The following is a 23,251-nucleotide window of genomic DNA, read 5'->3' on the forward strand; positions in this document are numbered from 1 at the left end:
GAATCCGACCATGACCACACCTCACTACATCGACGGCCGCTGGGTCGAAGGCCAGGGCAGCGACTGCATCGTTGTGCACAACCCGTCCGACGGCCAACCGTTCGCCGAACTGATGGCCGCCAGCAGCGCCCAGGTCGACCAGGCCGTGGCCGCCGCGCGTCGCGCCCTGGCATCGTGGAAAACGGTCAGCGCCGCCGAGCGCGCCACCTACCTGCGCGGCTTCGCCGAACAACTGGGCCAGCGCCGCGACGAGCTGATCGCCCTGCAGATGCGCAACAACGGCAAGCCGCGCCACGAGGCCGAAATCGACCTGGACGACGCCATCGCCACCTTCGCCTACTACGCCGACCTCGCCGAGCAACTGCCGGCGAAGAACCGCGACGTGCCCCTGGCCGCGCCGGGCTTCACCGCCCGCACCCGCCTGGAGCCGGTGGGCGTGGTCGGCCTGATCGTGCCGTGGAACTTCCCGCTGGTGACCAGCGCCTGGAAGCTCGCCCCGGCCCTGGCGGCCGGCTGCACGGTGGTGCTCAAGCCTTCCGAGGTCACCCCGCTGATCGAGCAGGCCTACGGCCAGATCGCCGAAGTGCTGGGCCTGCCGGCCGGCGTGCTGAACATCGTGGGCGGCAAGGCCGAGACCGGCGCCGCCCTGAGTGGCCATAACGGCCTGGACAAACTGTCGTTCACCGGCAGCAACGGCGTCGGCAGCCAGGTGATGCGCGCCGCCGCGGCCCAGTGCCGGCCGGTGACGCTGGAGCTGGGCGGCAAGTCGGCCATCGTGGTGTTCGATGATTGCGATGTCGACCAGGCGGTGGAGTGGATCGTCGCCGGCATCACCTGGAACGCCGGACAGATGTGCTCGGCCACCTCGCGCCTGCTGGTGCAGGACGGCATCGCCGATGCCCTGCTGCCGCGCTTGCAGGCCGCGCTGGAAGCCTTGCGGGTGGGCAACCCGCTGGCGGAAGAAGTGGACATGGGGCCGCTGACCAGCCAGGCGCAGTGGCTCAAGGTCGCCGGCTATTTCGCCACCGCCCGCGAAGAGGGCCTGAAATGCCTGGCCGGCGGCAAGGCGCTGGACCGCGACGGCTGGTTCGTCAGCCCGACGCTGTACGTGGATGTGCCGGTGAGCAGCCGCCTGTGGAGCGAGGAGATCTTCGGCCCGGTGTTGTGCGCGCGGCGCTTCGGCAACGAGGCCGAGGCCATCGCCCAAGCCAACGACAGCCGCTTCGGGCTGGTGGCCACCGTCTGCTCCGCCGACCTGGAGCGCGCCGAGCGCGTGGCCGACGCGCTGGAGGTCGGGCATGTGTGGATCAACTCGGTGCAGGCTGTATTTGTCGAGACCTCGTGGGGCGGGACCAAGGGCAGCGGGATTGGGCGAGAGCTTGGGCCTTGGGGGCTTTCGGGGTATCAGTCGGTGAAGCATGTGACGCGGTGTTTGGGCTGACAGCTACAATGACGAAAAGGCCCTTGCCGGCTCGAACGGCAAGGGCCTTTTGCTTTACGCTGATAGTGAGTCTGCAAGAGGAGTGATTCCATGGAATATGACGATCAACTCATCGAGGATGCCGTACTGGCCCTGCTGGCGACGTTCAGCTTCAACAACGGCAATGCCTGGAAGGGCTTTGATTTTCAGGTGATGAACAAACTGCACGAGAAGGCGTTCATCACCAAGCCTTGGGGTAAAGCAAAGTCAGTCTGGCTTACTCCGGAAGGAATGGAGCGTGGCCGGATGATTGCCGATCAGCTATTCACGAAACCTGAAAAAAGTGATCGGACATAGATCAGCAGCTGTCACCGCAGAGCAAGCATCATCGTCTTTGGTGACAGCTGTGGACAGGATGTGAACCCCGCAGCGTTGGCATAGAAACGCTCCAGACGCGCATCAAGTGGATGCACGATCATTGCAACACATCCGACGATCTCGGATGCCACCAGAGCTCTCTCGACAGCATCCTGCAAAAGGTCGGTGGCGACCCCTTGCCCAGCAGCTCTCAGAGTTACCCCCATTCGCCCCAGCACCACCACCGGCAAGTCATTTGGAGCATTGCGTCGCACGCTTGCAGAAGAACCATGGGCCCGCGCCACAGATCCCGTCGATAGCGTGTAGTAACCGGCCACAACTGACGTGCCCTTGAAGCAGGTGACATACACCACTGCGTGCTTCGCTATCTGCGCCTTGTAAGCCTTTTCTCGAAGGTAGCCATTGATCGACGCCTCTCCACAGTCGAACTGACCTAGCTCATGAAACGCTTCGAGCTTCTGCGGAGCGCTCAGCTCCAGCGCTTCGGCCTTACCAACAGCTTCTTCACGCATTCATTGCTCCTGATGGGGTTGTCTTCAAGCGCCTGGGTGAATTGATCGAAGGCTTCGTCATCAAGCAGGAACAACCGGCGCTCCATCAGTACTTCCTCAGCGCGTCGGCAAGCCGCATCGATAACGAAGCTGGTGCGGTCACCGCCCACAATCTCCACGGCGGCATCGATGAGGTCTCTGCGATGCTCGGCCACCCGCATGTTCAGCGGTACGGCCTTGCTCCGATCCTTGATCTGTAAATCGCTCATTGGTGACTCCCAGCCCATTCCACGGGGCACTGAATCGACGAAGGATGTCGACCAGACAAAGACTACTCTTGCGTAACGCAAATGTATAGCCAGATATCAATTTGCGTTACGTCCAGATTGCTCATGTCACGCTTAGATTGACCTTGTTCCCTTTGGCTTGCACGTCAGAACATTCCGAGATTGAAACCAGTTGCTTCAGCTCGAGTGGACTTGGGAACTATCCTACGCACGCTGCCGACGCGTCTGAATTGTCGAGGACCAACAGCAGGACTAACTTCCCTAGGTCGTCTTACCGGCGACCAGGGGTGAGAGCCTGCCACCGTCGAAATGAAGCACGCAGCACTGCCATGGCGGCTGTGCGCGGGCAGGCCCAGGCCTGGCCGGCATTTGCTCATTTCGACCGGTCTCTCACCCCGCGTACGGCTGCCACCCTCATCCTGTGAGAGGGATCTGGAGGCGGCACCTTTCCAATCGAAATGAGTGCTTCCCATGAAAAAGATCGTTCCTGATCCACCTCCTGCCAAACCGCTCAACCGCCCCTTCTTCACCATCAACGACGATATGCCCACCACCGAGGCGCTGCTTCACGCCATCCAGCTGATGCGTGGTATCGAAGACACCATCGACGAGTACTGCTGCGCCCTGGCCGGCGAACCCGGGCTGGGAATGCTGGTGAACGCCGCGCACAACGTGCAGATGGGGCGGGCGTTGGCGGAACATGCGCTGAACCGCTGCTCTTGCGGCTGACGCCAGGAGACCAGCCCTGCACGATCCCTGTAGGAGCGGCCTTGTGTCGCGAAAGGGCAGCGAAGCGGCCCCAGATATCAGCGCTGGGCAAAGATCGCCGGGGCCGCTTTGCGGCCCTTTCGCGACACAAGGCCGCTCCTACACAGGCAGGTGTAATTCCCGAACCCGCGGCCCCGGCACCCCGTGACTTTTGCCCCGCCCTGCGAAGTCACACCTCCTGGTAGCCCCACAATCACAACACCAGGCCAGCCCACCCATGCATCCTCTTCGCACCGCCCTGCACAACGAACTGCACGCCCGCCCGTCGCTGTATTTCGACGACCCGGCGCATGTCTACCACCTTGCCGTGCTCGGCGACGCCAACGCCTGCCAGGCCCTGCTGCAACGCTGCTGCCCCGAGGCCCCCGACACCCATGCGGCCCAGGGCATCACCCGGCTGGACGGCCACCCGTTCAAGTGGGAACGCCACACCGAATTCTTCACCCTGACCCTGGTGGTGCCCTGCACGACCCACGACAGCGACTGGCAACCCCTGCCCGCCGTGCTCGCCGAGGCCATCGCCCCACAGGCGGCGCAGGTGATCAACGCCGTGCAGGTGCTGGTACGCGACGAGAAGGACCTGGACCTCGCCCGTTATGGCTTCAAGGACCCCTGCGGCTCCAGCGTCGGCGGTGGCGATGCGGTGGTGTGGAGCGATTTCCGCCTGACCGAGGACGGCACCAACCGCTTGCTGTTCATCAACCGCCGGCTCAACGCCTATCGCCAGGGCCGCATGATCCGCCGCCTGCTGGAGATCGAGACCTACCGCATGATGGCCTCGCTGACCCTGGACACGGCCAAGGCCCTGAGCCAGGAGCTGGACGACTTCGACGCCACCCTGATGAGCCTTTCCGAACGCGGCGCCAGTAGCGCGGCCCACGACTCCAAGGCCCTGCTCGAAGCCATCGCCCACCTGTCGCGCCAGGTGGTCGACCGCACGGTGCAGACCCGCCACCGCTTCGGCGCCAGCCAGGCCTATGCGCAACTGGTGTTCGAACGCCTGGGCGAGCTGCGTGAGAGCCATGTCGCCGACTGCCAGCGCCTGGGGGTGTTCATCGAGCGACGCTTCAAGCCGACCCTGCGCTACTGCGTTGCTACCGAGCAGCGACTGGAGCAGCTGGCGAAGAACGTCGCCAACCTGGGCGACCTGCTGCAGGCGCGGGTGCAGGTGGAGATGGAGGAGCAGAACGCCGAGATCCTGCGCAGCCTCAATGCCCGGGCCGATGCCCAGGTGAAGATCCAGCGCGCGGTGGAAGGCTTGTCGATCATTGCCATCACCTATTACCTGCTGAACCTGTTCAAGCTGCTGTATGGCGGGTTGAATGTGCTGGGGGCGGGATTGACGGCGCGGGAGGCGATGCTGGGCATGGCACCGGTGGCGGGGTTGGTGCTGCTGGTAATCCTGATGAGGATCCGACGGGCCAAGCAGCATTGAAAACATCGCGGGGCCAGTCGCCCATTCTCCTGCACCAACACCATGCTCTGCGGCGACGACAGGGCGATGCCCTCGTCACGCAAGCGCCCGAGGATGGTGAACAGCAGGTCGCTGCGCGTGCTCGACACCTGCCGCGGCGAGGCCACGTAACCGCTCACACCGATCACCATGCCACTGCTGGTCAAATCCTTGAAGGTCACCGACGTGGCCGGCGCATCGAGGATCGACTCATGCTCCTTGTACGCCGCCAGCAGCAGCTCGCGCACATGGCTGGCATCGGTTTCCAGCGGCAGCGTAAGGGTCACGCTGACCACCCCCAGGGCATTGGCCATGGTCACGTTGCGCACGTTCTGCGAAATGAACTGCGAGTTGGGCACGATCACCGTCGAGCGGTCGGACATCTGGATCTCGGTGGCGCGCACGTTGATCCGGCGAATGTCACCCTCGACACCGGCCAGGCTCACCCAGTCGCCCACCTTCACCGGACGCTCGGTGAGCAGGATCAGGCCGGAGATGAAGTTCTGCACGATCTGCTGCAGGCCGAAACCGATACCCACCGACAGCGCACTGACCACCCAGGTCAGGCTGGTCAGGTTGATGTGCAGGGTGGACATCACCAGCATGGCCAGGAACAGGAAGCCCAGGTAACCGACCAGGGTCACCAGCGAGGCGCGCATGCCGGCGTCCATGTCGGTCTCCGGCAGCAGGCGCTCGCTCAGCCAGCGCTTGACCACGCGGATGGCGAACCAGCCACCGAGGAAGATCGCCACGGCCAGGAAGATGTCCTGGGGCACGATATTCAGGTTGCCCAGCACCTTGCCGCCGGTGCCGTCCCAGTCCGCCAGGCTCAGCAGCAGTTCGCCCGGGCTGGTGCCCGAAGGCATGAACACCAGCAGCGCGGCGGCGAACAGCAGCAGCGTGCGGCCGATACCCGCCAGCACGGTGCTGGCCTGGGCCTGGTGGCGTTGCTGCAGGCCGAGCGCCGAGGCCAGCGCCAGGCCACCAGGCTGGCGAGGCGACAGCAGGGTTTCGCACAGGTCGCCGAACACCGTGACCAGCAGGTAGGCACAGACCACCACCACGCTGATCCACAGCAGCTTGGCGGTGAGGAAATAAGCCAGCGTCAGGTAACCGGCAAGCAGGGTCAGCAGGATCGCCAGCACCCACACCACGATCACGAACGGGATAAGCCCGGCCAGGCCCTTGGGCCGCTCCAGGTCATGCTGGCGGTGGGCACGGCGATAGCGCAGCAGGGCCACGACGAACAGCAGCGACACCACCAGCGCGGTCAGGCCGTTGGTGGCCAGGGTCAGCGCCAGGCTGGTGCCGATCACGCTGTTGATGCGCTCCTGGGTGAGCAGCACCATCAACGCCAGGGCCAGGACCTTGGGGAACCAGCCCAGGGCGCTGGCCACTTCGTCGGCGATCGGCGGCAGGCGCCAGGACGGGCGCTGCAGCATCAGCATGGCGCGGCCCAGGCCCGAAATGAAGGCACTGAAGATCACCAGGGCGAGGATATGGTTGGTCAGGCTGGCCAGGTCCGTACCAAGGTCGGCGCTGCTCTCCAGACCCCAACGCAGCAGCGACACGGAGCCGGAGATGGTGCCCAGGGTTGCCAGGCTGACGCTCAGCGCCAGGGCGCTGCGGCGCAGGCGGCCTTCGGGCAGCCAGCGGATCATGGCGTCGGCCAGCAGGCGCTCCAGCACCCGGCGCACCAAGGTCCAGACCAGCACCGCCGCCACCAGCGCGGTAATGAACAGCCAGCGGTGCTCGGCGCTGAAGGCGCTGGCCATGGCGTCCGACACCTCGCCACGCAGGTCGCGCAGGCGCGCCACGTCGTCTTCGGTGGGGCGGATCAGGCTCGACCAGAACGCCGGGCTCAACGGGCTGGCGGCGCGACTGGTGATCTGCGAGTTGAACAGGCTGCGGCGTAGGTTGACGATCTGCGTCGACAGGTCACGGGCCGACTGGGTCAGCGTGGTGGCGTCCTTCTGCTCGGCGACCAGCTTGTTCTTTTCGTCAGTGAGCTGCTTGCGCTGGCGAGTCAGGCTCTCGGCCTCCTCCTCCAGCGGCGGGCCAAGCACGTTGAGCTGGTCGTCCAGGCGCTGCACGTCGGCGGTGCGCTGGGTGACCAGCACATCGGCCTGGCGTTGCACCTGCAAGGCCGACTGGCGCAACTGCGCGAGCAGGTCATCATTGGCGTTGCTGGTGACGCCCTGGCGGATCTGGTCGAGCCGTTCGCTCAACTCCTCCAGGCTGGCGTTCTCGTCCAGCACCTGCTGCTCGGCCACGGCCAGGCGCGATACCGGCGTGGCCGGCGCGGCCCAGGCCGGTACGGCCAGGCACAACAGCAGGGCGAAAATCCCCGCATAGAATCGGTCAAGGCTGACACGCCTCATCGAATGTTCCTCTACACAACTCGACAGGGCGTGAATTCTACGCGGTCTGGAGGCTCAGGAGAGTGCCGTCTCTCGGTCCAGCAGCTGGCGCTTGCGTTCGATACCCCAACGGTAGCCGCTGAGGTCGCCGTCGCGGCGCACCACCCGGTGGCAGGGAATGGCCACGGCGATCGCGTTGGCCGCACAGGCCTGGGCGACGGCCCGCACGGCCTTGGGCGCACCGATGCGCTCGGCGATGTCGGTGTAGCTGACCGTGGTCCCCGCCGGCACCTCGCGCAGCGCCTGCCAGACCCGCTCCTGGAACGCGGTGCCCTGCACATCCAGGGGCAGCGTCAGGCCCAGGGCCGGGGCCTCGACGAAGCCGATCACCTCGGCCACCAGCCGCTCGAAGGCATCATCGCCACCGATCAGCTGGGCCTTGGGAAATTTGTCCTGCAGGTCTTTGAGCAAGGGTTCCGGCTCGTCACCGAGCAGGATCGCGCAGATGCCCCGTTCGCTCTGGGCCACCAGGATCGCCCCAAGTGAGCACTGGGCCAGGGCGAAACGGATGGTCGCGCCCTGGCCGCCGGCACGGTATTCCTTCGGGCGCATGCCCAGGCGCTCGCCGGCGCTTTCGTAGAAGCGGCTGTTGGAGTTGTAGCCGGCGTCGAAGATGGCTTCGGTGACGCTGCCGGCGGCGTCCAGGCGCTCGCGCAGACGCTGGGCGCGGAAGGCCGAGGCATAGGCCTTGGGGGTCAGGCCGGTCTCGGCCTTGAACAGGCGGTGCAGGTGGAACGGGCTGACGTTCAGCTCGCTGCCGAGCTGGTCGAGGTTAGGCGCGGTCTCGCTGGCCTCGATCAGGCGACAGGCGCGGGCCACCAGTTCGGTACGGCGGCTGCCCTGCCCGCCCTTGCAGCGCTTGCACGGGCGGTAGCCGGCGGCCTCGGCCTGGGTGGCGTTGCCGAAGAACTCGACGTTCTCGCGCTTGGCCAGGCGCGACTTGCAGGCGGGCTGGCAATACACGCCGGTGGTGCGCACGGCGTAGACGAAATGGCCGGTGGCGGCTGTGTCGCGGGCCTGCACGGCGTGCCAGCGTTCGGCGTCGGTGGTGTAGGTGGTCGGGGCGGGCTTCATCAGGGGCCTCTCCTGGGATTCGATACCGTCAGCCTGGCAGGGTGGATGATGCGTGGAACTCCGATTCTTGCGGTGTTTTCACGGGCCCTATCGCGGGGCAAGCCCGCCACAGGTACCAGGCCGCCACGGTGCGATACGGGCTCCACGCCCCGCCCAATACCCGCATTTGCGCAGGCGTCGGTGCCTTGTCCACCCCCTTCATGCGCCGATACCCCTCGCGCACGCCAAAATCATCCACCGGCAGGATATCCGATCGCTCCAGGCTGTAGATCAGCAGCATTTCCACCGTCCAGCGCCCCACCCCGCGCAACGCCACCAGGCGCTCGACCAGTGCGGCATCCGACATATGCAGCGCCTCTTCCCGGCTGGGCACCACGCCCGCCACACGCGCCTGGGCAATCCCGTGAACCGTGGCGATCTTGCTCGCGGAAAACCCACAGGCACGCATCGCCTCCGGCGTCACCGCCAGCAACTGTTCAGGCGCGGGAAACGCCACATCCGCGAACAGCGCCAGCAATCGCCCGAGGATCGCCTCGGCCGCCCGCGCATGCAACTGCTGGTAGGCGATGGCCCGCACCAACGCCTCGTACGGCTCGCGTCCGGGCGTGGCACGGTGCAGGCAAGGCCCCACGGCGGCAATATGCCGCGCCCAGTCCGGATCCTGCCCGGCCAGCCAGGCGGCGGCATCGTCAAAGGCCTGCGGGGAAAGGTCTGCAAGGATCATCAAGGGCATTCGCACAAGTCACGATCCCCTAGCCTAGCCCAACCGTTCATCGGTGAAACGCTCAATCTTGCGCATCGAATTACTGGCATACCATTGCTCCGCCCGCCGCGCCACGCATAGAATTGAGAACTATTAACAATCACATTATCCGGGCAGGCTCTCCAGACGATGCAGATCGAAGACACGCTGAAACCGGCCGAGGTCGATCTGCTCTATCAGGCGCACCACCGCTGGCTACGCGGCTGGCTCGGTGCCCGGGTCGGCTGCCGTGAGCACGCCGCGGACCTGGCCCAGGACACTTTCGTGCGCCTGCTCAAGGCGCGCCAGGTTTCACCGCTCAAGGAGCCACGGGCTTACCTGAGCAGCATCGCCCGCGGCCTGATGATCGACCAGTTCCGCCGCCGCGCCCTGGAAAAAGCCTACCTCGAGAGCCTGGCCAGCCTGCCCGAACAGGAGGCACCCAGCGAGGAACAGCGCCTGCTGATCCTCGACACCCTCGAACGCCTCGACCGCGCCCTGCAACGCCTCAAGCCACGGGTGCGCCAGGCGTTCCTGCTGGCCCAGCTCGACGGCCTCACCCTCACCCAGGTCGCGCAACGCCTGGACGTCTCCCGGGCCACGGTCGAGCGCGACCTGGCCAAGGCCCTGGGTGTCTGCTACCGGATCCGCTACGCCGATGCCTGACCAGAACCCGACCCAGGCCCAGGTCGACCAGGCCATCGAATGGCTGGTGAAACTGCGCTACGACAGCCCCGGCCCACGCACCGAACAGCAGTTCCAGCGCTGGCTGGCCAGCCACCCGCAGCATGCCCAGGCCTGGCAGCGGGTCAGCAGCCTCGGCGACGAACTGGCCAGCCTGCCCGCCGAGCTGAGCCGCCAGACCCTGGCCGGCAGCGAACGCCGCCGCATGAGCCGGCGCGACCACCTCAAGCTGCTGTCGCTGCTGGCGCTCGGCGCCAGCGTCGGCTGGGCCGCGCGCGAACCTCTGGGCCTGCCCGCGCTGATGGCCGACAGCCGCACCGCCACAGGCGAGCGCCGCGAACTGCTGGCCAGCGACGGCAGCCTGATCCGCCTGAACACCGCCAGCGCCATCGACCTGCGCTACAGCGCCGAGCAGCGCCGGCTGACCCTGCTGCGCGGCGAGGTCAGCTTGGACGGCAACGCCAACGACAACCGCCCGTTCAGCATCGACACCCGCGTCGGCGCCCTGAGCACCCAGGGCGGCCAACTGCTGCTGCGGGAAAATGTCCAGGGCCTGCTGCTGGCCGTGCGCCAGGGCGAGGTGACGCTGTTCCCCACCTCTGGTGCCGCGCATCGGGTCAAACCCGGCGAGGTGCTGCAGGTGTCCGCCCAGGGCGACTTCCAGCCCGCCACCCTGCACGGCGACCCCTGGGGCTGGACCGACGGCGTACTCAGCGTGCAGCAGATGCCCCTGGGCGAGTTCATCGACGAACTGTCGCGCTACCGCCCCGGCGTGCTGCGCTGCGCGCCGGAGGTGGCCGGGTTGAAGGTCTCCGGCACCTTCCAGCTGGCCGACAGCGACCAGATCCTGCTGCTGGTCGCCCGCAGCCTGCCGGTGCGCGTCGACTACCGCACGCGCTTCTGGGTGAGCATCGGCGCCGCCTGAAAACATCGCAAAAAAATAAATGAGGTGGAATCTCATTCTCGTCCGGCCTGAAGGAAACAAGCCCGAACAGTGGTCTGCCAACCTTCAGGAGCGCTTCATGATCCGCCCGTGTTCCCCCCGCAACGCCACCCTGCGCCATGCCATCCGCGCCGCCGCCCTGGGCCTGGGCGTGGCCTGCGCCGGCCTGCCGCCGACCCTCGCCCTTGCCGCGCCCGCCAGCCAGAGCCAGCAGCGCGACTGGAACATCCCGGCCGGCCCGCTGGCCGCCGCGCTGGACCAACTGGCGCGCCAGGGCGGGCTGAACCTGTCGTTCGACGCCGGCAGCCTGCAGGGCAAGACCACCCAGGGCGTGCAAGGCCGGCATGACAGCGCCCAGGCCCTGCAGATCCTGCTGCGGGGCAGCGACGTGCAGGTCCAGCAGGAAAGCGACAAGAGCTTCCTGCTGCTCCCGGCCCTGGACGTCGGCGACGCCCTGCAGCTGGGCGCCACCAGCATCTCCAGCAACCGTCTGGGCGAGACCACCGAGCACAGCGGCTCCTACACCACCGGGGCGGTGACCATCGGCAAGACCCCGCAAAGCATCCGCCACACCCCGCAGTCGGTGACCGTGGTCACCCGCCAGCGGATCGACGACCAGAACATCACCAACCTCACCAACCTGCTCGAACAGACCCCCGGCGTGGTGGTCAACCTCACCGACAGCGAACGGGTGCAGTACTACTCGCGCGGCTACCAGATCGACGCCATCCAGTACGACGGCGCCACCGTGGTGCAGAGCAGCGGCGGCGGCTCGTTCATCCAGAGCGACTCGGCGATCCTCGACCGCGCCGAGGTCCTGCGCGGCGCCACCGGCATGCTGCGCGGCGCCGGCAACCCCTCGGGCACCGTCAACCTGGTACGCAAGCGGCCCACCTATGAATTCCAGGGTGAAGGCAGCGTCACCCTCGGCACCTGGGACGCCCAGCGCTACGTCGCCGACCTCTCCGGGCCGTTGACCGAAACCGGCAACGTGCGTGGCCGGGTGATCGCGGTGCACGACGAGAAGGACCACTTCCAGCAATCGCGCCAGGAGCGCAAGGACGTGCTGTACGGGGTGATGGCCTTCGACCTCGACGACATCACCACCCTCACCACCGGCCTGGAATGGACCCAGCTCGATGCCACCGGCGCCTGGGGCAACCTGCCGGCCGACTACGACGGCTCGCCGCTGCCGTTCGGCCGCAGCACCTACCTGGGCGCCGACTGGAACCGCTGGAACCGCAGCAACCTGCAGACCTTCGCCGAGCTCGAGCACCGTTTCGACAGCGACTGGACGCTCAAGCTGATGGCCCAGCGCACCCACTTCGAGCTGGACGACAACGGCTTCAAGCAGACCTACTTCAGCCGCGCCACCGGCACCGCCAACCCGACCCGCAACCCTTACCTGATGAGCTACCAGGTGACCGAAGGCGATGGCGGCGAGAGCCTGCAGAACAACCTCAGCGCCACCCTCAACGGCCCGTTCGATTTGCTTGGCCGCACCCACGAGCTGATGCTGGGCGTCGAGCGCATCCGCAACGACTCCTACGCCTCGGCCACCAACAACGTGCAGTCGGGCGTGTTCGACATCCGCACCTGGGACCCGAAGACCAGCCTGGCCAACCCGCACATCAATATCACCGCCCACCCGGTGCGCACCCGCACCACCCAGGAAGGCGCCTACGCCACCTGGCGCATTTCCCTGGCCGACCCGCTGACCGCGATCATCGGCGCCCGCGCCAACTGGTACGACTACGAGCAGGAGAACAACACCAAGGCCAGCGGCAAGTTCAGCGTCGACAACGAGATCGTGCCGTACGCCGCGCTGATCTACGACCTCAACGAGAACTTCAGCACCTACGCCAGCTACACCGAGATCTTCAACCCGCAGACCAACACCGATGCCGCCGGCTCCGTGCTCGAGCCGGTCACCGGCGAAGCGTACGAGACGGGGATCAAGGGCGAGTTCTACGAGGGCCGGCTGAACACCTCGCTGGCATTCTTCCGCATCTACCAGGTCGGCAACGCGCTGGACGACCTCAGCGGGCCGAACCCATGCCTGCCCAACTACACCAGCGGCTACTGCAAGGTCGCCGCAGGCAAGAACCGCAGCCAGGGCTTCGAACTGGAGATCTCCGGCGAAGTGCTGCCGGGCTGGAACGTGACCGGTGGCTACACCTACAACACCACCGAGTACCTCAAGGACACCACCGGCAACAACGGCAACCCGATCCGCACCACCGACCCCAAGCGCATGCTGCGCCTGTTCACCAGCTATCGCCTGCCGGGCGAACTGCAGGCCTGGACCGTGGGTGGCGGCGTGCAGGCGCAGAGCGACATCTACAACCGCAGCGGCAGCGCCGAAGCCTCGCAGTCGGGCTACGCGGTGTACAACGCGATGGTCAACTACCGCTTCAACGACAACTACTCGCTGCAGCTGAACGCCAACAACCTGTTCGACAAGAAGTACTACCGCCAGGTGGCGCCTACGCCGACCGGCTACTACTGGGGCGATCCGCGCAATGTCTCGGTGACCCTGCGCGGTACCTTCTAAAGCGCATTGGCTGCCGCATCGGGAGCCAGCGCGGTTTTCAGACTGCGGCGCGCAACGCCCGCGCCGCCGCCACCATGTTCACCAGCGCCGCTTCGGTCTCCGGCCAGGCGCGGGTCTTCAGGCCGCAGTCCGGGTTGACCCACAGGCGCTCGGCCGGAATCCGCCGGGCCGCCTTGCGCAGCAAGTTGACCATCTCCTCCTTGCTCGGCACCCGTGGCGAGTGGATGTCGTACACCCCCGGGCCGATCTCGTTCGGGTAGTCGAAGCGCTCGAAGGCCTCCAGCAGCTCCATGTCCGAACGCGAGGTCTCGATGGTGATCACATCGGCATCCATCGCCGCGATCGACTCGATCACGTCGTTGAACTCGCTGTAGCACATGTGGGTGTGGATCTGCGTTTCATCACGCACGCCCGAGGCGCACAGGCGGAAGGCCTCGGTGGCCCACTCCAGGTAGCGCGGCCAGGCACTGCGGCGCAGCGGCAGGCCTTCGCGGAAGGCGGCCTCGTCGATCTGCACGATCTTGATGCCGGCGGCTTCCAGGTCGACCACCTCGTCGCGGAGCGCCAGCGCCAGCTGACGGGCCTGCACTTCGCGGCTCACGTCCTCGCGGGGGAAGGACCACATCAGCATGGTCACCGGGCCGGTCAGCATGCCCTTCATCACCTTGCGGGTCAGGCCCTGGGCGTACTTGATCCAGTCCACGGTCATGGCCTTCGGGCGGCTCAGGTCAGCGAAGATCACCGCCGGCTTCACGCAGCGCGAACCGTAGCTCTGCACCCAGCCGAAGCGGGTGAACACATAACCGTCCAGTTGCTCGGCGAAGTACTCGACCATGTCGTTGCGCTCGGCCTCGCCGTGGACCAGCACATCCAGGCCGAGGTTTTCCTGGATCTGCACCGCATGACGGATTTCGCTGTGCATGGCCTCGATGTAATCGGCCTCGGTCAGCTTGCCCTGCTTGAACGACTGGCGCGCCAGGCGGATCGCCGAGGTCTGCGGGAACGAACCGATGGTGGTGGTCGGGTAGGCTGGCAGGTTCAGCCCGGCACGCTGCTTGGCAATGCGCTGCTCAAAAGCGGTTGCACGCTGGCTGTAGGCGGGCTTGATCGCGGCGACGCGGGCCTGCACCGCCGGCTTGTGAATGCGCGGCGAGGTGGCGCGGGCGTGCTGCACGGCGCGGCTCTGCGCCAGCGCCTCGACGACATCGGCCGCCTCGGGCTGGTTGAGCGCCTTGGCCAGCAGCGCCACTTCCTGGCACTTCTGCACGGCGAAGGCCAGCCAGCTCTTCAGTTCGTCATCGAGCTGGTCTTCACGCGCCAGGTCCACCGGGCTGTGCAGCAGCGAGCACGACGGCGCCACCCACAGGCGATCCCCCAGGCGCTCGTGGGCATGGCGCAGCACGTCCAGTGCCTTGTCCAGGTCGCAGCGCCAGACGTTGCGGCCGTTGACCACGCCCAGCGACAGCACCTTGTAGGCTGGCAGGCGGTCGAGGATGGTCGGGTACTGGTCCGGGGCGCGCACCAGGTCGATGTGCAGGCCATCGACCGGCAGGTTGGCGGCCAGGCCGAGGTTGTCTTCCAGGCCGCCGAAGTAGGTGGCGATCAGTTTTTTCAGCGGGGCGCGCTGGAGGATGTTGTAGACGCGCTCGTAGGCGTTCTTCCAGTCCTGCGGCAGGTCGAGGGCGAGGATCGGCTCGTCGATCTGCACCCACTCCACGCCCTGCACGGCCAGGCGGTTGAGGATATGGTCGTACAGTGGCAGCAGGCGATCGAGCAGTTCCAGCTTGTCGAAATCGGCGCCCTTGGTCTTGCCCAGCCACAGGTAGGTCAGCGGGCCGATCAGCACCGGCTTGACCGCGTGGCCCAGGGCCTTGGCTTCCTCGACCTCTTCGAACAGCTGTTCCCAGCTCAGGGCGAACTGCTGGTCGGCGGTGAATTCGGGGACCAGGTAGTGGTAGTTGGTGTCGAACCACTTGGTCATTTCCTGGGCGTGGGCGCCGCCACAGCAGTTGTCACTCACGCCGCGAGCCATGGAGAACAGGGTTTGCAGGGTCGGCTTGGCACCGTCCTTGGCACGGAAGCGCTCGGGGATCACGCCGAAAGTCAGCGAGTGGGTGAGTACCTGGTCGTACCAGGCGAAGTCGCCCACCGGCAGCAGCTCGATGCCTGCGGCCTTCTGCACCTGCCAGTGCGCCGCGCGCAGGCCACGCCCCACGGCACGCAGGCCGGCTTCATCCAGCTCGCCCTTCCAGAAGGCCTCCTGGGCTTTCTTCAGCTCGCGGTCGCGGCCGATGCGCGGAAACCCCAGGTTGTGTGCCAGTGCCATGTTGTCGTCCCTCGAGCCTTGAAGTGAATGAGGGCATTCTGGGCGCGAGGCGAAGGTGAGACAAACTCATTAAATTTGAGATGAACTCAAAATCTGTTCATCATGAATGAAATGATGACCCCTGTAGGAGCGGCCTTGTGTCGCGAAAGGGCCGCAAAGCGGCCCCGGCGATCTATGCATGAATGCTGAAATCCTGGGGCCGCTGCGCAGCCCTTTCCGACCGGTCCGACGCCTCGGCAAGGCCGCTCCCACAGGAATCTGGGCCGCCTGACAGAACCTTGTGAATGTCTCAACCAGCACAGTACTCCGCGCAATCAGACATGCCCCACCCGCCAATCTGCCGCACACTGCCACCCTGCCCCAACCCGGTAGCCCGCACCCCATGAGCCTGCTGAAAACGACCCTGGACGCCAACGCCTTCGCCTGCATCCTGGAATTCGTCCCCAAGCCCGGCGCCGAGCGTTTCGCCACCCTCGAAACCCTCATGGCCCGCACCCGGCTGTGCGGCTGGCCGCTGACAGTGGCCATCGGCGACCGCGTCGGCAGCGCCCTGGACATGTCGCCGCTGGAGGCCTTCAGCAGCCTCTCGAAGCCCGTCCCCGCCCTGCTGCACTTCTCCGGCAAGGACCGCGAACGCCGCGACCTGCTGGCCCAGTTGCAGCGCATGGACGCCGCCGGCCTCGACCAGCTCCTGCTGCTCACCGGCGACCGCCTGCCCGGCCACAACCCGGGCGAACGCCCGGTACGCTACCTGGAATCCGTCGCCGCCCTACAGATCGTCCGCCAGGCCCGCCCCCACTGGCTGCTGGCCGCCGCGCTCAACCCATTCAAGTACCAGGAAGCCGAGGGCGGCGCGCAGTACTGCAAGGCCGAAAAGAAACTCGCTGCCGGCGCCGACCTGTTCATCCTGCAGCTCGGTTTCGATATCGACAAACACCAGGAAGCCTTCGACTGGATGCAGCGCCAGCCCCGGCCCAAGCCGCTGATGGCCTGCATCATGGCGCTGACCGAAGGCCGCGCCGGGATGCTCGATCACGTCGCCGGGGTAACCGTCACACCGTCGATGCGCGCGCTCTTGGCTGCCGAAACGGCGGTGTCCAAGGCCTACGCCAGGGAACGCGCCAACCATCGCCTGGCCTTGCAGGTGATCGGCCTGAAATTGATGGGCTATGCCGGCGTGCACCTGTCCGGTATCCACGAGGTGGCTCAGTTCGAGGCGCTGGAGCAGGCCATCGACGCGCTGCAAGCGCAGTTCAACTCACTGCAGGACTGGGCCCCGGCCTGGGAAGCGGCCTGGCAGGCACCTGGCCTGACGCCGGTCACCTTCCAACCACCCGGACATGCCTGGCGCTTCGGGCAACGGCAGATCACCGCCGCCAACAAGGAAAAAGTTCGCTACCACCTGCTGTCGGCGATGCACCATCAGCTGTTCAGCCGCACCACGACCTTGAGCAAGGCCTTCGGCTGGGCCGTGACCCGGCCACTGTGGGCCAACCCCACGGCGGCGCAGTGGCTGCATCAGTTGGAGCGGCGCATCAAACGCCCGCTGGTGGGGTGCGATACCTGCGGCAGTTGCCGGTTGGAGGACACCCTCTACATCTGCCCCGAAACCTGCCCCAAAGGGCTGGCGAACGGCCCCTGCGGCGGGACCAACCTGGACCGTTGCGAGTTTGGCGACCGGGAGTGCGTGCACAGCGCCAAGTATCGGCTGGCGGTGAGCGTGGGCAGGACCGAGGTGTTGCGCGAGCGGTTGATTCCTTGCGTGCAGGTGGAGAACCGGCATCGTAGTTCGTGGCCGGTGTGGTTCGAAGCGGCCACCTCGAAATCGCCCTCCCTGCAGCCCGACGTCGCTCCGGAGTTCAACGAGTAATACGCCTGTCGGTAAGCTCGTTGCCACCCTTGCCCAACAGACTGCTTTGCCTCATTGTACAGACCTCTGTCATTACAAATGAGACTGCAAGCATGGCGTCCATCAATGTGCGTATCGACGACGAACTCAAGGTGCGCGCCTACCGTGAGCTGGAAAAACTGGGTGTAACCCCTTCCGAGCTGATGCGCCAGGCACTGCAATACGTCGCTGAGCGCGGGCAACTGCCGTTCAAACCCGTGTTGCTGACCGAAGAGGACGAAGCATTGCTCGCCACGGTCCGCGAACGCCTGGCCGCGCCGCAGAGGGTAAGGGTAACGCTGGATGACCTATAACCTCGATTTCGATGCACGCGCACTCAAGGAATGGCAGAAGCTCGGCGACACCATTCGCCAACAGCTCAAGAAGAAGCTGGCAACCGTGCTGCTCAACCCGAGAGTCGAAGCCAACCGTCTGCATGGCTTCCCGGACTGCTACAAGATCAAGCTGCGCAGCAGTGGATATCGATTGATCTATCAGGTCATCGACCAGGAAGTCGTGGTATTCGTGATCGCCGTGGATAAACGTGAGCGGGATCAGGTTTACCGCAAAGCAGCCGAGCGATTAGCCAAGTGATTTCAGGCTGACTCCGCGACATCGAGAGACACGAACACATCGCGTCCTTGCCATTCGCCCGACTGCCCAGAAACAACCAACAGCCGATTCCCTGTCCCTGAAGCAGCCACGACACACCGCCCCTGCTCGTCCCAGAACGCACTGCGCCCAGCCGCCGCCCAGCCGCCCGTGGTGCCGCCATGGTTGGCCATGAGCACCGCCATGGCATGCCGCTGTGCATACCCCTGCAGCAACGCGCTATCCGCCGGATACCCACCCTCCCCGATCAGCACACCCGTCGCGTACACCTGCGCACCGCGCTGCGCCGCCTGGGCGGCATGCTCCGGATGGCTGAAATCGGCGCATACCGACAAGGCCACGGACAGCCCGGCGACGGACAAAAACTCGCCGCCGCTCCCCGCACTGAAGAACACGTCCTCGCCGGTATGCAGGTGCTGCTTGGTATAGACCGCAATCGAGCCATCCGGGTGGAGAATGCAGGCCGCAATTCGCGGCTTGTCCTGGCCCGGTACCTTGAGCGGCATCCCGACCACCGTGGTCATGCCCGCTTCCTGGGCGAGCTGGCGCAGTGGCGCCAGCAGCGGCGTGTCCAGGTCCTGTGCCAGGTCACTGGCCAGGGTGGGGGCGTAGCCGGTGAGGGACAGTTCGGGGAAGAGCAACAGGTCCACGCCATGCTCATGGGCCTGGCGCATGAACGCCAAGTGCAAGGCCAGGTTGGCGGGGATGTCGCCATCACGAATGGCGCATTGGGCGGCGGCAAATACGGCTGATGGCATGGGCGTCTCCTGACAAGGTAGGCAGACTCTGCTCGGCTGCCGTTCAAAAGACAACCGTTGCATCAACGATGGGATCAGCGTGGGAGCGGGCTTGCCCCGCGATGGCTCTCCCACTCGCCCCACAGCTTGGCTCCAGCCCTTGTGCAGAAAGGCTATGATGCTCTCCTGCACGCAATCAGCCTGACAGGGCGGCCCCATCATGAATCTGAGTGTTCTCTACGCGTTGGTTGCAGCCGCGCTGTTCGGCGCAAGCACACCGCTCGCCAAACTGTTGGGTGTCGATACCCCGCCCATCCTACTGGCCGGGCTGCTCTACCTGGGCAGCGGCGTCGGCCTGACCCTCGTCCGCCTGGTGCGCGATCGCGGCTGGCAGCGGCCGGGGCTGCCTGCCGGAGAATGGCCCTGGTTGCTGGGTGCTATCTTCTTCGGCGGCGTGCTTGCACCTGTGGCGCTGATGTTCGGGCTCACTCGCACAGCGGGGGCCACTGCATCGTTGATGCTCAACCTCGAATCCGTCCTCACGGCAGTGCTGGCGTGGGTGGTATTCAAGGAAAACGCCGACCGCCGGATCGTGATCGGCATGGTCGCCATCGTCCTGGGCGGTATCGTGCTGTCATGGCCGCAGGAGACCGCGACCGCCCATGACTGGATCGGCCCGCTGGCGGTGGCGTTCGCCTGCCTTTGCTGGGCGATCGACAACAACCTGACCCGCAAGGTCTCCGCCTCGGATGCGTTGTTCATCGCCGGCAGCAAAGGCATGACGGCGGGCGTGGTCAATGGCGGCCTGGCCTTGGCCATCGGCTCGCAACTGCCGGCCCTGGGCACGCTGGGGTCGATCATGCTGGTTGGGTTTCTCGGCTACGGCGTCAGCCTGGTGCTGTTCGTCCTGGCGCTTCGCGGGCTGGGGAGTGCGCGCACCGGGGCTTACTTTTCCACGGCGCCGTTCCTGGGTGCGGCTGTCGCGATCCTGATGCTGGGTGAGACGGTGTCCGTGATGTTCCTGCTCGCCGCGGCGCTGATGGCCTTGGGTGTGTGGATTCACCTGATGGAGAATCATGTTCACGAGCATCAACATGAGGCCCTCGATCACAGCCACCGGCATACGCACGATGAGCACCATCGGCATGAGCATGACTTCGAGTGGGACGGTACCGAGCCGCACAGCCACCCGCATGTGCATGCGCCGCTTCGACATAGCCATGCGCATTTTCCGGATGTTCATCATCGGCATAGGCACTGAGCCAGTCTGCAAGCTGCTGATGCCAACTAGCACAACGGCGCGGTGCAGACCTATGCCTTCAGCGCCAGCGCGCCCGAGCTGTTCAAACAGGCTCGGCCTTACCTGCGCTCCCCTGTGAAACGCAAAGTCGCAATTTCTACCGAACCACCTCTCGGCCATGGTGTTTTCCTGGCCGGTGAAACGGCCCTGGCCAGCCAAACGCTCCTGGCCGCACCCACGCAGCCCATCTACGGCATGACCAAGCGACGTTTTGATGCGCTGCTTGCCGATGGCTCGTTGCGCCTCAGCCAATCGGTGGACGACACCCGGGCGTGGGTGGAAATCTGGGCCTACGACACCCTCGATACATCCGGCAACCGTGCCGATGCAGCTTCCCTGTTCCTGAGCCTGGACAATGCCCAAGATGAGCGCGTCCAGATGGCGCTCGATGAACTGAGGGAGCGGGTGGAATGGTTGGGGTCTGGCGTAGTGAGCGTAGGGAAAAACGCCCAAGTAACCGCTGCGTTCTAAATTCACTGGACCGCCTACTCCCTTAGGAACCGGCCAGCAGTAGCATCAGCACCCGATTGCCGAGCCTCAAGACAACCTGAAAGGTCCTTCAGGTGTATAGGAAAGGGATGAATCGGCCTCTAACCCAAAGTGGCAGATGATGGGCGTGGAACGTCGCCCCCACCCTCTCTATCACTTTCGAATCCAGCCTATGGGCAGTTACAAAACTCTTGACATAATCAGCAAGTCAGAGGCTAAAGTGTCCACGAATCATGGAATGTGGACAACCAGGACTTTTACTCGAATGAAGAGTCAAGATATTTTGCTCCTGTTCAAGATGGCGAGCCTCTATGCCCAGGAGGAGAACTTGCTGATAGACAACGAGCAACTCGACCGCGCGGCTGAGAGCGCCATGCAGGCGCCTGACTGGGAATACAACCGAGCGGGAAGGTTTTTGAGGCCGAGCGGCTCTGAATATCCCGACACTGATTCGGCGCCAGCTCTTTCCTATTCAAATGTCGCCAAGGAAGCGCGTTTGATCCTCATGGCGGGCGAAAGCTGGGAGGGCTGGACCGATCCCGTTGAACCTGTTGACGCAGCGCGCTCGTCCTGGAGTGATCGCTACTCAGTCAGGGCGCTTTCGGCATCGCTGGGCCTGAGCAAGAGCGAAGTGTCAAATGCCATGGGCAGGTGCCGCGAATCAGGCCTGCTGATCAACGACCATGTTACCGGGCTGCCGAAGGTCAATCGCCGTGAGCTTCTCAAGCTTGCCGAGCACGCGCTCAAGTACTTCTTTCCCGTACGACCAGGCGCTTTGGTTCGCGGGATACCGACCTGTTTCGCCGCTCCCGCATTGAACCGCAGCATCCGCAGTGCTGGAGAGACCCTCTACGTCTGGCCCGACCCACTGGGGGTCGAGCGCGGCCAGCTGATAGAGCCTCTCTACAAGACGGTCCCCCATGCGGTGAAGCAGGACCGTACGCTGTACCACTATCTGGCCCTGGTTGACGCAATACGTGTAGGCGGTCCTCGCGAAACAAGTGTCGCGGTAGGCATTCTCAAAGCCGGATTGGGGCTGAAGTAAATGCCCTTCAGCGCTGACCACAACTACGAGCTCCTTGAGTTGGTCGCTCACGGGCTTGGTGAAGACTTGCTGGATGAGGTCGCATTCGTGGGCGGCTGCACAACAGCCATGTTGGTTACCGATCCGGTAATCATTGATGACATACGTTACACAGAGGACGTCGACCTGGTTATCGAGTTGGCCGGTATCGTTCAATGGACCCGCCTCACGGAACGGCTCGCCGCAAAAAACATAAAAATAACCGGCGAGGATGACGTCAATTGCCGGTTTCGTTTCAACGACGTGATCGTAGATATCATGCCCACAGCCGCAGAAGTCCTGGGCTACACCAACAGATGGTTTGTCGAAGGTTTGGCTCATTCCGCTACACAACCACTTCCAAGTGGCTTGGAGATAAAAATATTCAGGGCCCCGTACTTCCTGGCTACCAAACTGGAAGCGTTCAAAGGCCGAGGGGGAAACGACCCTTATCACAAGGATGTAGAAGACATCCTGATCGTGATCGATGGGCGCCCCGAACTGATGCAGGAACTCAAGGCGGCCGAAGACGAGCTCAGGCAGTACGTTGCCGCCGGGATCACCGAACTGTTGAGACTCGACGGGATTGACTATGCGGTTCAGAGCAGCAACTCCGTAAGGTCCACCCCAGGCCGGGAAAGCCTGATCTTTCAACGCTTGCATGAACTGGCCGCCTTGAAATGAGGTGCACGACGAGGTCGCTCAAGGGAGCGTCGCCTGACAGGCACATGCCGCTATCTGTCGGGGGTGATATCGAACGGCTACCTGAGCGTCGCGTATGAATAGTATTGCTGTAGGCTTGTCACGGCAGGGGCTGGGATCGAATGGCTTACGCCACCACACTGCAATCGTGTGATCGCCCGCTGATTCATCTACGTCTCAAAAGAATGTATAAAGCGTCAGCGCCCTGCGACCCGACGTCCGCACAAGGAACCCCTCTCCATGCTTCGGCTCACCATGCCGGCCCTTCTCCTGGCTGTAGCCGGCTGCGCCACCAAGCCCCCGGCCAACCCCGACAACCTCTGCGAGATCTTCCGCGAGAAACCGAAATGGCACGAGGCGGCGCTGAAGATGCAGGCGCGCTGGGGTGCGCCGGTGCAGGTGCCGATGGCGATGATGTACCAGGAGTCCTCGTTCAAGCACGATGCCCTGCCGCCGCGCTACTACTTCCTCGGCTTCATCCCCTGGGGCCGGGTCAGCACCGCCTACGGCTACGCCCAGGCCAAGGACGAGACCTGGGCCGACTACAAGCGCGATGCCGGCGGCTGGGGCGCCGCCCGCGACGACTTCGCCGACGCGATCGACTTCATGGGCTGGTACATGCAGAAGAGCCAGCAGGTCAACGGTGTGTCCAAGTGGGACGCCTATGGCCAGTACCTGAACTACCACGAAGGCTGGGGCGGCTACCGCAACCGCAGCTACGACGCCAAGCCGTGGCTGAAGAACGTTTCGCAGAAGGTCCAGGCCCGGGCTTCGGTGTTCGGGGCGCAGTATCGGAGTTGCGAGCAGGAACTCGCGCGGGGTGGGTGGTTCTGGTAGACCCGCCTGGCGGCGCGTTGCCCGCCGCTACCGCTAAACCAGACACGAAAAAGCCCGCTGTCTGGCGGGTTTTTCGTGTCCGG

Annotated in this window: 21 protein-coding genes and 1 pseudogene; 15 read left to right on the top strand and 7 right to left on the bottom strand. The window is 64.9% G+C overall.

Translation table 11 applies throughout. From position 1 onward, the window contains the following. Window positions 1-10 precede the first annotated feature (10 nt). The gene (locus tag HU735_RS15205; protein WP_186714170.1) at window positions 11-1,441 is read left to right on the top strand and encodes an aldehyde dehydrogenase family protein; all 1,431 of its coding nucleotides are present in this window, start codon (window positions 11-13) and stop codon (window positions 1,439-1,441) included. 90 nt (window positions 1,442-1,531) lie between these two features. Continuing rightward, window positions 1,532-1,777 (top strand): DUF6429 family protein, encoded by a 246-nt coding sequence (locus HU735_RS15210; protein ID WP_186714171.1) that lies wholly within the window; start codon window positions 1,532-1,534, stop codon window positions 1,775-1,777. A gap of 11 nt (window positions 1,778-1,788) precedes the next feature. On the opposite strand, the gene HU735_RS15215 is transcribed toward HU735_RS15210, so the two are convergent. Together HU735_RS15215 and HU735_RS15220 are read right to left on the bottom strand one after the other, a co-directional pair. Then, on the bottom strand, window positions 1,789-2,310 hold the full coding sequence (locus HU735_RS15215) for a hypothetical protein (RefSeq protein ID WP_230962643.1): 522 nt from the start codon (window positions 2,308-2,310) through the stop codon (window positions 1,789-1,791). Further along, window positions 2,268-2,558 (bottom strand): DUF1778 domain-containing protein, encoded by a 291-nt coding sequence (locus HU735_RS15220; protein ID WP_186714172.1) that lies wholly within the window; start codon window positions 2,556-2,558, stop codon window positions 2,268-2,270. The genes HU735_RS15215 and HU735_RS15220 overlap by 43 nt, the downstream gene beginning before the upstream one ends. A 489-nt stretch (window positions 2,559-3,047) precedes the next feature. Here HU735_RS15220 and HU735_RS15225 point away from each other — a divergent pair, with 489 nt between their 5' ends. Both HU735_RS15225 and HU735_RS15230 read left to right on the top strand, forming a co-directional pair. Then, window positions 3,048-3,305, top strand: a complete 258-nt coding sequence (locus HU735_RS15225) for a hypothetical protein (RefSeq protein WP_062572794.1) — start codon at window positions 3,048-3,050, stop codon at window positions 3,303-3,305. Between the two features lie 256 nt (window positions 3,306-3,561). Then, window positions 3,562-4,779, top strand: coding sequence for a DUF3422 domain-containing protein (locus HU735_RS15230; RefSeq protein WP_186714173.1), 1,218 nt, complete (start codon window positions 3,562-3,564; stop codon window positions 4,777-4,779). Window positions 4,780-4,805: 26 nt separating this feature from the next. Here HU735_RS15230 and HU735_RS15235 read toward each other — a convergent pair. From HU735_RS15235 to HU735_RS15245, 3 genes and pseudogenes are all read right to left on the bottom strand, one after another. Then, window positions 4,806-7,178: pseudogene (locus tag HU735_RS15235) on the bottom strand (DUF3772 domain-containing protein); the annotation flags it as partial. Window positions 7,179-7,232: 54 nt separating this feature from the next. Continuing rightward, window positions 7,233-8,291, bottom strand: a complete 1,059-nt coding sequence (gene ada, locus HU735_RS15240) for a bifunctional DNA-binding transcriptional regulator/O6-methylguanine-DNA methyltransferase Ada (protein WP_186714174.1) — start codon at window positions 8,289-8,291, stop codon at window positions 7,233-7,235. Window positions 8,292-8,319: 28 nt separating this feature from the next. Beyond that, entirely contained in the window at window positions 8,320-9,015 is a 696-nt protein-coding gene (locus HU735_RS15245; RefSeq protein ID WP_186714175.1) for a DNA-3-methyladenine glycosylase, read from the bottom strand. A gap of 168 nt (window positions 9,016-9,183) precedes the next feature. Here HU735_RS15245 and HU735_RS15250 point away from each other — a divergent pair, with 168 nt between their 5' ends. The 3 genes from HU735_RS15250 (at window position 9,184) to HU735_RS15260 (ending at window position 13,214) form a co-directional block, all read left to right on the top strand. Beyond that, window positions 9,184-9,699: a sigma-70 family RNA polymerase sigma factor gene (locus HU735_RS15250; RefSeq protein WP_186714176.1), complete on the top strand. Its 516-nt coding sequence runs from the start codon at window positions 9,184-9,186 to the stop codon at window positions 9,697-9,699. Continuing rightward, window positions 9,692-10,642: a FecR domain-containing protein gene (locus tag HU735_RS15255; protein ID WP_186714177.1), complete on the top strand. Its 951-nt coding sequence runs from the start codon at window positions 9,692-9,694 to the stop codon at window positions 10,640-10,642. The genes HU735_RS15250 and HU735_RS15255 overlap by 8 nt, the downstream gene beginning before the upstream one ends. Before the next feature lie 97 nt (window positions 10,643-10,739). Then, window positions 10,740-13,214 carry a TonB-dependent receptor gene (locus tag HU735_RS15260; RefSeq protein WP_186714178.1) on the top strand — a complete coding sequence of 825 codons (2,475 nt, stop codon included), beginning with the start codon at window positions 10,740-10,742 and terminating at the stop codon, window positions 13,212-13,214. Between the two features lie 37 nt (window positions 13,215-13,251). Here the strand turns inward: HU735_RS15260 and metE are convergent, their stop codons facing one another. Continuing rightward, complete coding sequence (gene metE / locus HU735_RS15265; protein ID WP_186714179.1) at window positions 13,252-15,540, bottom strand: 5-methyltetrahydropteroyltriglutamate--homocysteine S-methyltransferase; 2,289 nt, start codon at window positions 15,538-15,540, stop codon at window positions 13,252-13,254. Window positions 15,541-15,922: 382 nt separating this feature from the next. Between metE and HU735_RS15270 the strand changes: the two genes are divergently transcribed. The 3 genes from HU735_RS15270 to HU735_RS15280 all read left to right on the top strand — a co-directional run bounded on the left by HU735_RS15270 (window position 15,923) and on the right by HU735_RS15280 (window position 18,022). Then, window positions 15,923-17,410, top strand: coding sequence for a methylenetetrahydrofolate reductase C-terminal domain-containing protein (locus HU735_RS15270; protein ID WP_186714180.1), 1,488 nt, complete (start codon window positions 15,923-15,925; stop codon window positions 17,408-17,410). A 92-nt stretch (window positions 17,411-17,502) separates the two neighbouring features. Then, a complete protein-coding gene (locus HU735_RS15275; RefSeq protein ID WP_186714181.1) occupies window positions 17,503-17,742 on the top strand; it encodes a type II toxin-antitoxin system RelB/DinJ family antitoxin in 240 nt (79 codons plus the stop codon). Further along, on the top strand, window positions 17,732-18,022 hold the full coding sequence (locus HU735_RS15280; RefSeq protein ID WP_186714182.1) for a type II toxin-antitoxin system RelE/ParE family toxin: 291 nt from the start codon (window positions 17,732-17,734) through the stop codon (window positions 18,020-18,022). Before HU735_RS15275 ends, HU735_RS15280 begins: the two co-directional genes overlap by 11 nt. A gap of 2 nt (window positions 18,023-18,024) precedes the next feature. Here the strand turns inward: HU735_RS15280 and HU735_RS15285 are convergent, their stop codons facing one another. Continuing rightward, window positions 18,025-18,798, bottom strand: coding sequence for a carbon-nitrogen hydrolase family protein (locus HU735_RS15285; RefSeq protein ID WP_186714183.1), 774 nt, complete (start codon window positions 18,796-18,798; stop codon window positions 18,025-18,027). A 199-nt stretch (window positions 18,799-18,997) separates the two neighbouring features. On the opposite strand from HU735_RS15285, the gene HU735_RS15290 reads away from it, so the two are divergent. The 5 genes from HU735_RS15290 to HU735_RS15310 all read left to right on the top strand — a co-directional run bounded on the left by HU735_RS15290 (window position 18,998) and on the right by HU735_RS15310 (window position 23,168). Then, window positions 18,998-20,038, top strand: coding sequence for a DMT family transporter (locus tag HU735_RS15290; RefSeq protein ID WP_186714184.1), 1,041 nt, complete (start codon window positions 18,998-19,000; stop codon window positions 20,036-20,038). Between the two features lie 42 nt (window positions 20,039-20,080). Further along, window positions 20,081-20,548: a hypothetical protein gene (locus tag HU735_RS15295; RefSeq protein WP_186714185.1), complete on the top strand. Its 468-nt coding sequence runs from the start codon at window positions 20,081-20,083 to the stop codon at window positions 20,546-20,548. 283 nt (window positions 20,549-20,831) lie between these two features. Further along, window positions 20,832-21,611, top strand: coding sequence for a MarR family transcriptional regulator (locus HU735_RS15300; RefSeq protein WP_186714186.1), 780 nt, complete (start codon window positions 20,832-20,834; stop codon window positions 21,609-21,611). After that, window positions 21,612-22,313, top strand: a complete 702-nt coding sequence (locus HU735_RS15305) for a hypothetical protein (RefSeq protein ID WP_186714187.1) — start codon at window positions 21,612-21,614, stop codon at window positions 22,311-22,313. A 258-nt stretch (window positions 22,314-22,571) separates the two neighbouring features. Beyond that, complete coding sequence (locus HU735_RS15310) at window positions 22,572-23,168, top strand: hypothetical protein (protein WP_186714188.1); 597 nt, start codon at window positions 22,572-22,574, stop codon at window positions 23,166-23,168. The last annotated feature ends 83 nt before the right edge of the window (window positions 23,169-23,251 follow it).

This window comes from Pseudomonas sp. BW16M2, assembly GCF_014268865.1.
Classification (GTDB): Bacteria; Pseudomonadota; Gammaproteobacteria; order Pseudomonadales; family Pseudomonadaceae; genus Aquipseudomonas; species Aquipseudomonas peradeniyensis.

What these genes read in the sequence shown, in the direction of transcription:
- HU735_RS15205 (WP_186714170.1), top strand. Translation starts at nt 11, where the DNA reads ATGACCACACCTCACTACATCGACGGCCGCTGGGTCGAAGGCCAGGGC.
- HU735_RS15210 (WP_186714171.1), top strand. Translation starts at nt 1,532, where the DNA reads ATGGAATATGACGATCAACTCATCGAGGATGCCGTACTGGCCCTGCTG.
- HU735_RS15215 (WP_230962643.1), bottom strand. Translation starts at nt 2,310, where the DNA reads ATGCGTGAAGAAGCTGTTGGTAAGGCCGAAGCGCTGGAGCTGAGCGCT.
- HU735_RS15220 (WP_186714172.1), bottom strand. Translation starts at nt 2,558, where the DNA reads ATGAGCGATTTACAGATCAAGGATCGGAGCAAGGCCGTACCGCTGAAC.
- HU735_RS15225 (WP_062572794.1), top strand. Translation starts at nt 3,048, where the DNA reads ATGAAAAAGATCGTTCCTGATCCACCTCCTGCCAAACCGCTCAACCGC.
- HU735_RS15230 (WP_186714173.1), top strand. Translation starts at nt 3,562, where the DNA reads ATGCATCCTCTTCGCACCGCCCTGCACAACGAACTGCACGCCCGCCCG.
- ada (WP_186714174.1), bottom strand. Translation starts at nt 8,291, where the DNA reads ATGAAGCCCGCCCCGACCACCTACACCACCGACGCCGAACGCTGGCAC.
- HU735_RS15245 (WP_186714175.1), bottom strand. Translation starts at nt 9,015, where the DNA reads ATGATCCTTGCAGACCTTTCCCCGCAGGCCTTTGACGATGCCGCCGCC.
- HU735_RS15250 (WP_186714176.1), top strand. Translation starts at nt 9,184, where the DNA reads ATGCAGATCGAAGACACGCTGAAACCGGCCGAGGTCGATCTGCTCTAT.
- HU735_RS15255 (WP_186714177.1), top strand. Translation starts at nt 9,692, where the DNA reads ATGCCTGACCAGAACCCGACCCAGGCCCAGGTCGACCAGGCCATCGAA.
- HU735_RS15260 (WP_186714178.1), top strand. Translation starts at nt 10,740, where the DNA reads ATGATCCGCCCGTGTTCCCCCCGCAACGCCACCCTGCGCCATGCCATC.
- metE (WP_186714179.1), bottom strand. Translation starts at nt 15,540, where the DNA reads ATGGCACTGGCACACAACCTGGGGTTTCCGCGCATCGGCCGCGACCGC.
- HU735_RS15270 (WP_186714180.1), top strand. Translation starts at nt 15,923, where the DNA reads ATGAGCCTGCTGAAAACGACCCTGGACGCCAACGCCTTCGCCTGCATC.
- HU735_RS15275 (WP_186714181.1), top strand. Translation starts at nt 17,503, where the DNA reads ATGGCGTCCATCAATGTGCGTATCGACGACGAACTCAAGGTGCGCGCC.
- HU735_RS15280 (WP_186714182.1), top strand. Translation starts at nt 17,732, where the DNA reads ATGACCTATAACCTCGATTTCGATGCACGCGCACTCAAGGAATGGCAG.
- HU735_RS15285 (WP_186714183.1), bottom strand. Translation starts at nt 18,798, where the DNA reads ATGCCATCAGCCGTATTTGCCGCCGCCCAATGCGCCATTCGTGATGGC.
- HU735_RS15290 (WP_186714184.1), top strand. Translation starts at nt 18,998, where the DNA reads ATGAATCTGAGTGTTCTCTACGCGTTGGTTGCAGCCGCGCTGTTCGGC.
- HU735_RS15300 (WP_186714186.1), top strand. Translation starts at nt 20,832, where the DNA reads ATGAAGAGTCAAGATATTTTGCTCCTGTTCAAGATGGCGAGCCTCTAT.
- HU735_RS15305 (WP_186714187.1), top strand. Translation starts at nt 21,612, where the DNA reads ATGCCCTTCAGCGCTGACCACAACTACGAGCTCCTTGAGTTGGTCGCT.
- HU735_RS15310 (WP_186714188.1), top strand. Translation starts at nt 22,572, where the DNA reads ATGCTTCGGCTCACCATGCCGGCCCTTCTCCTGGCTGTAGCCGGCTGC.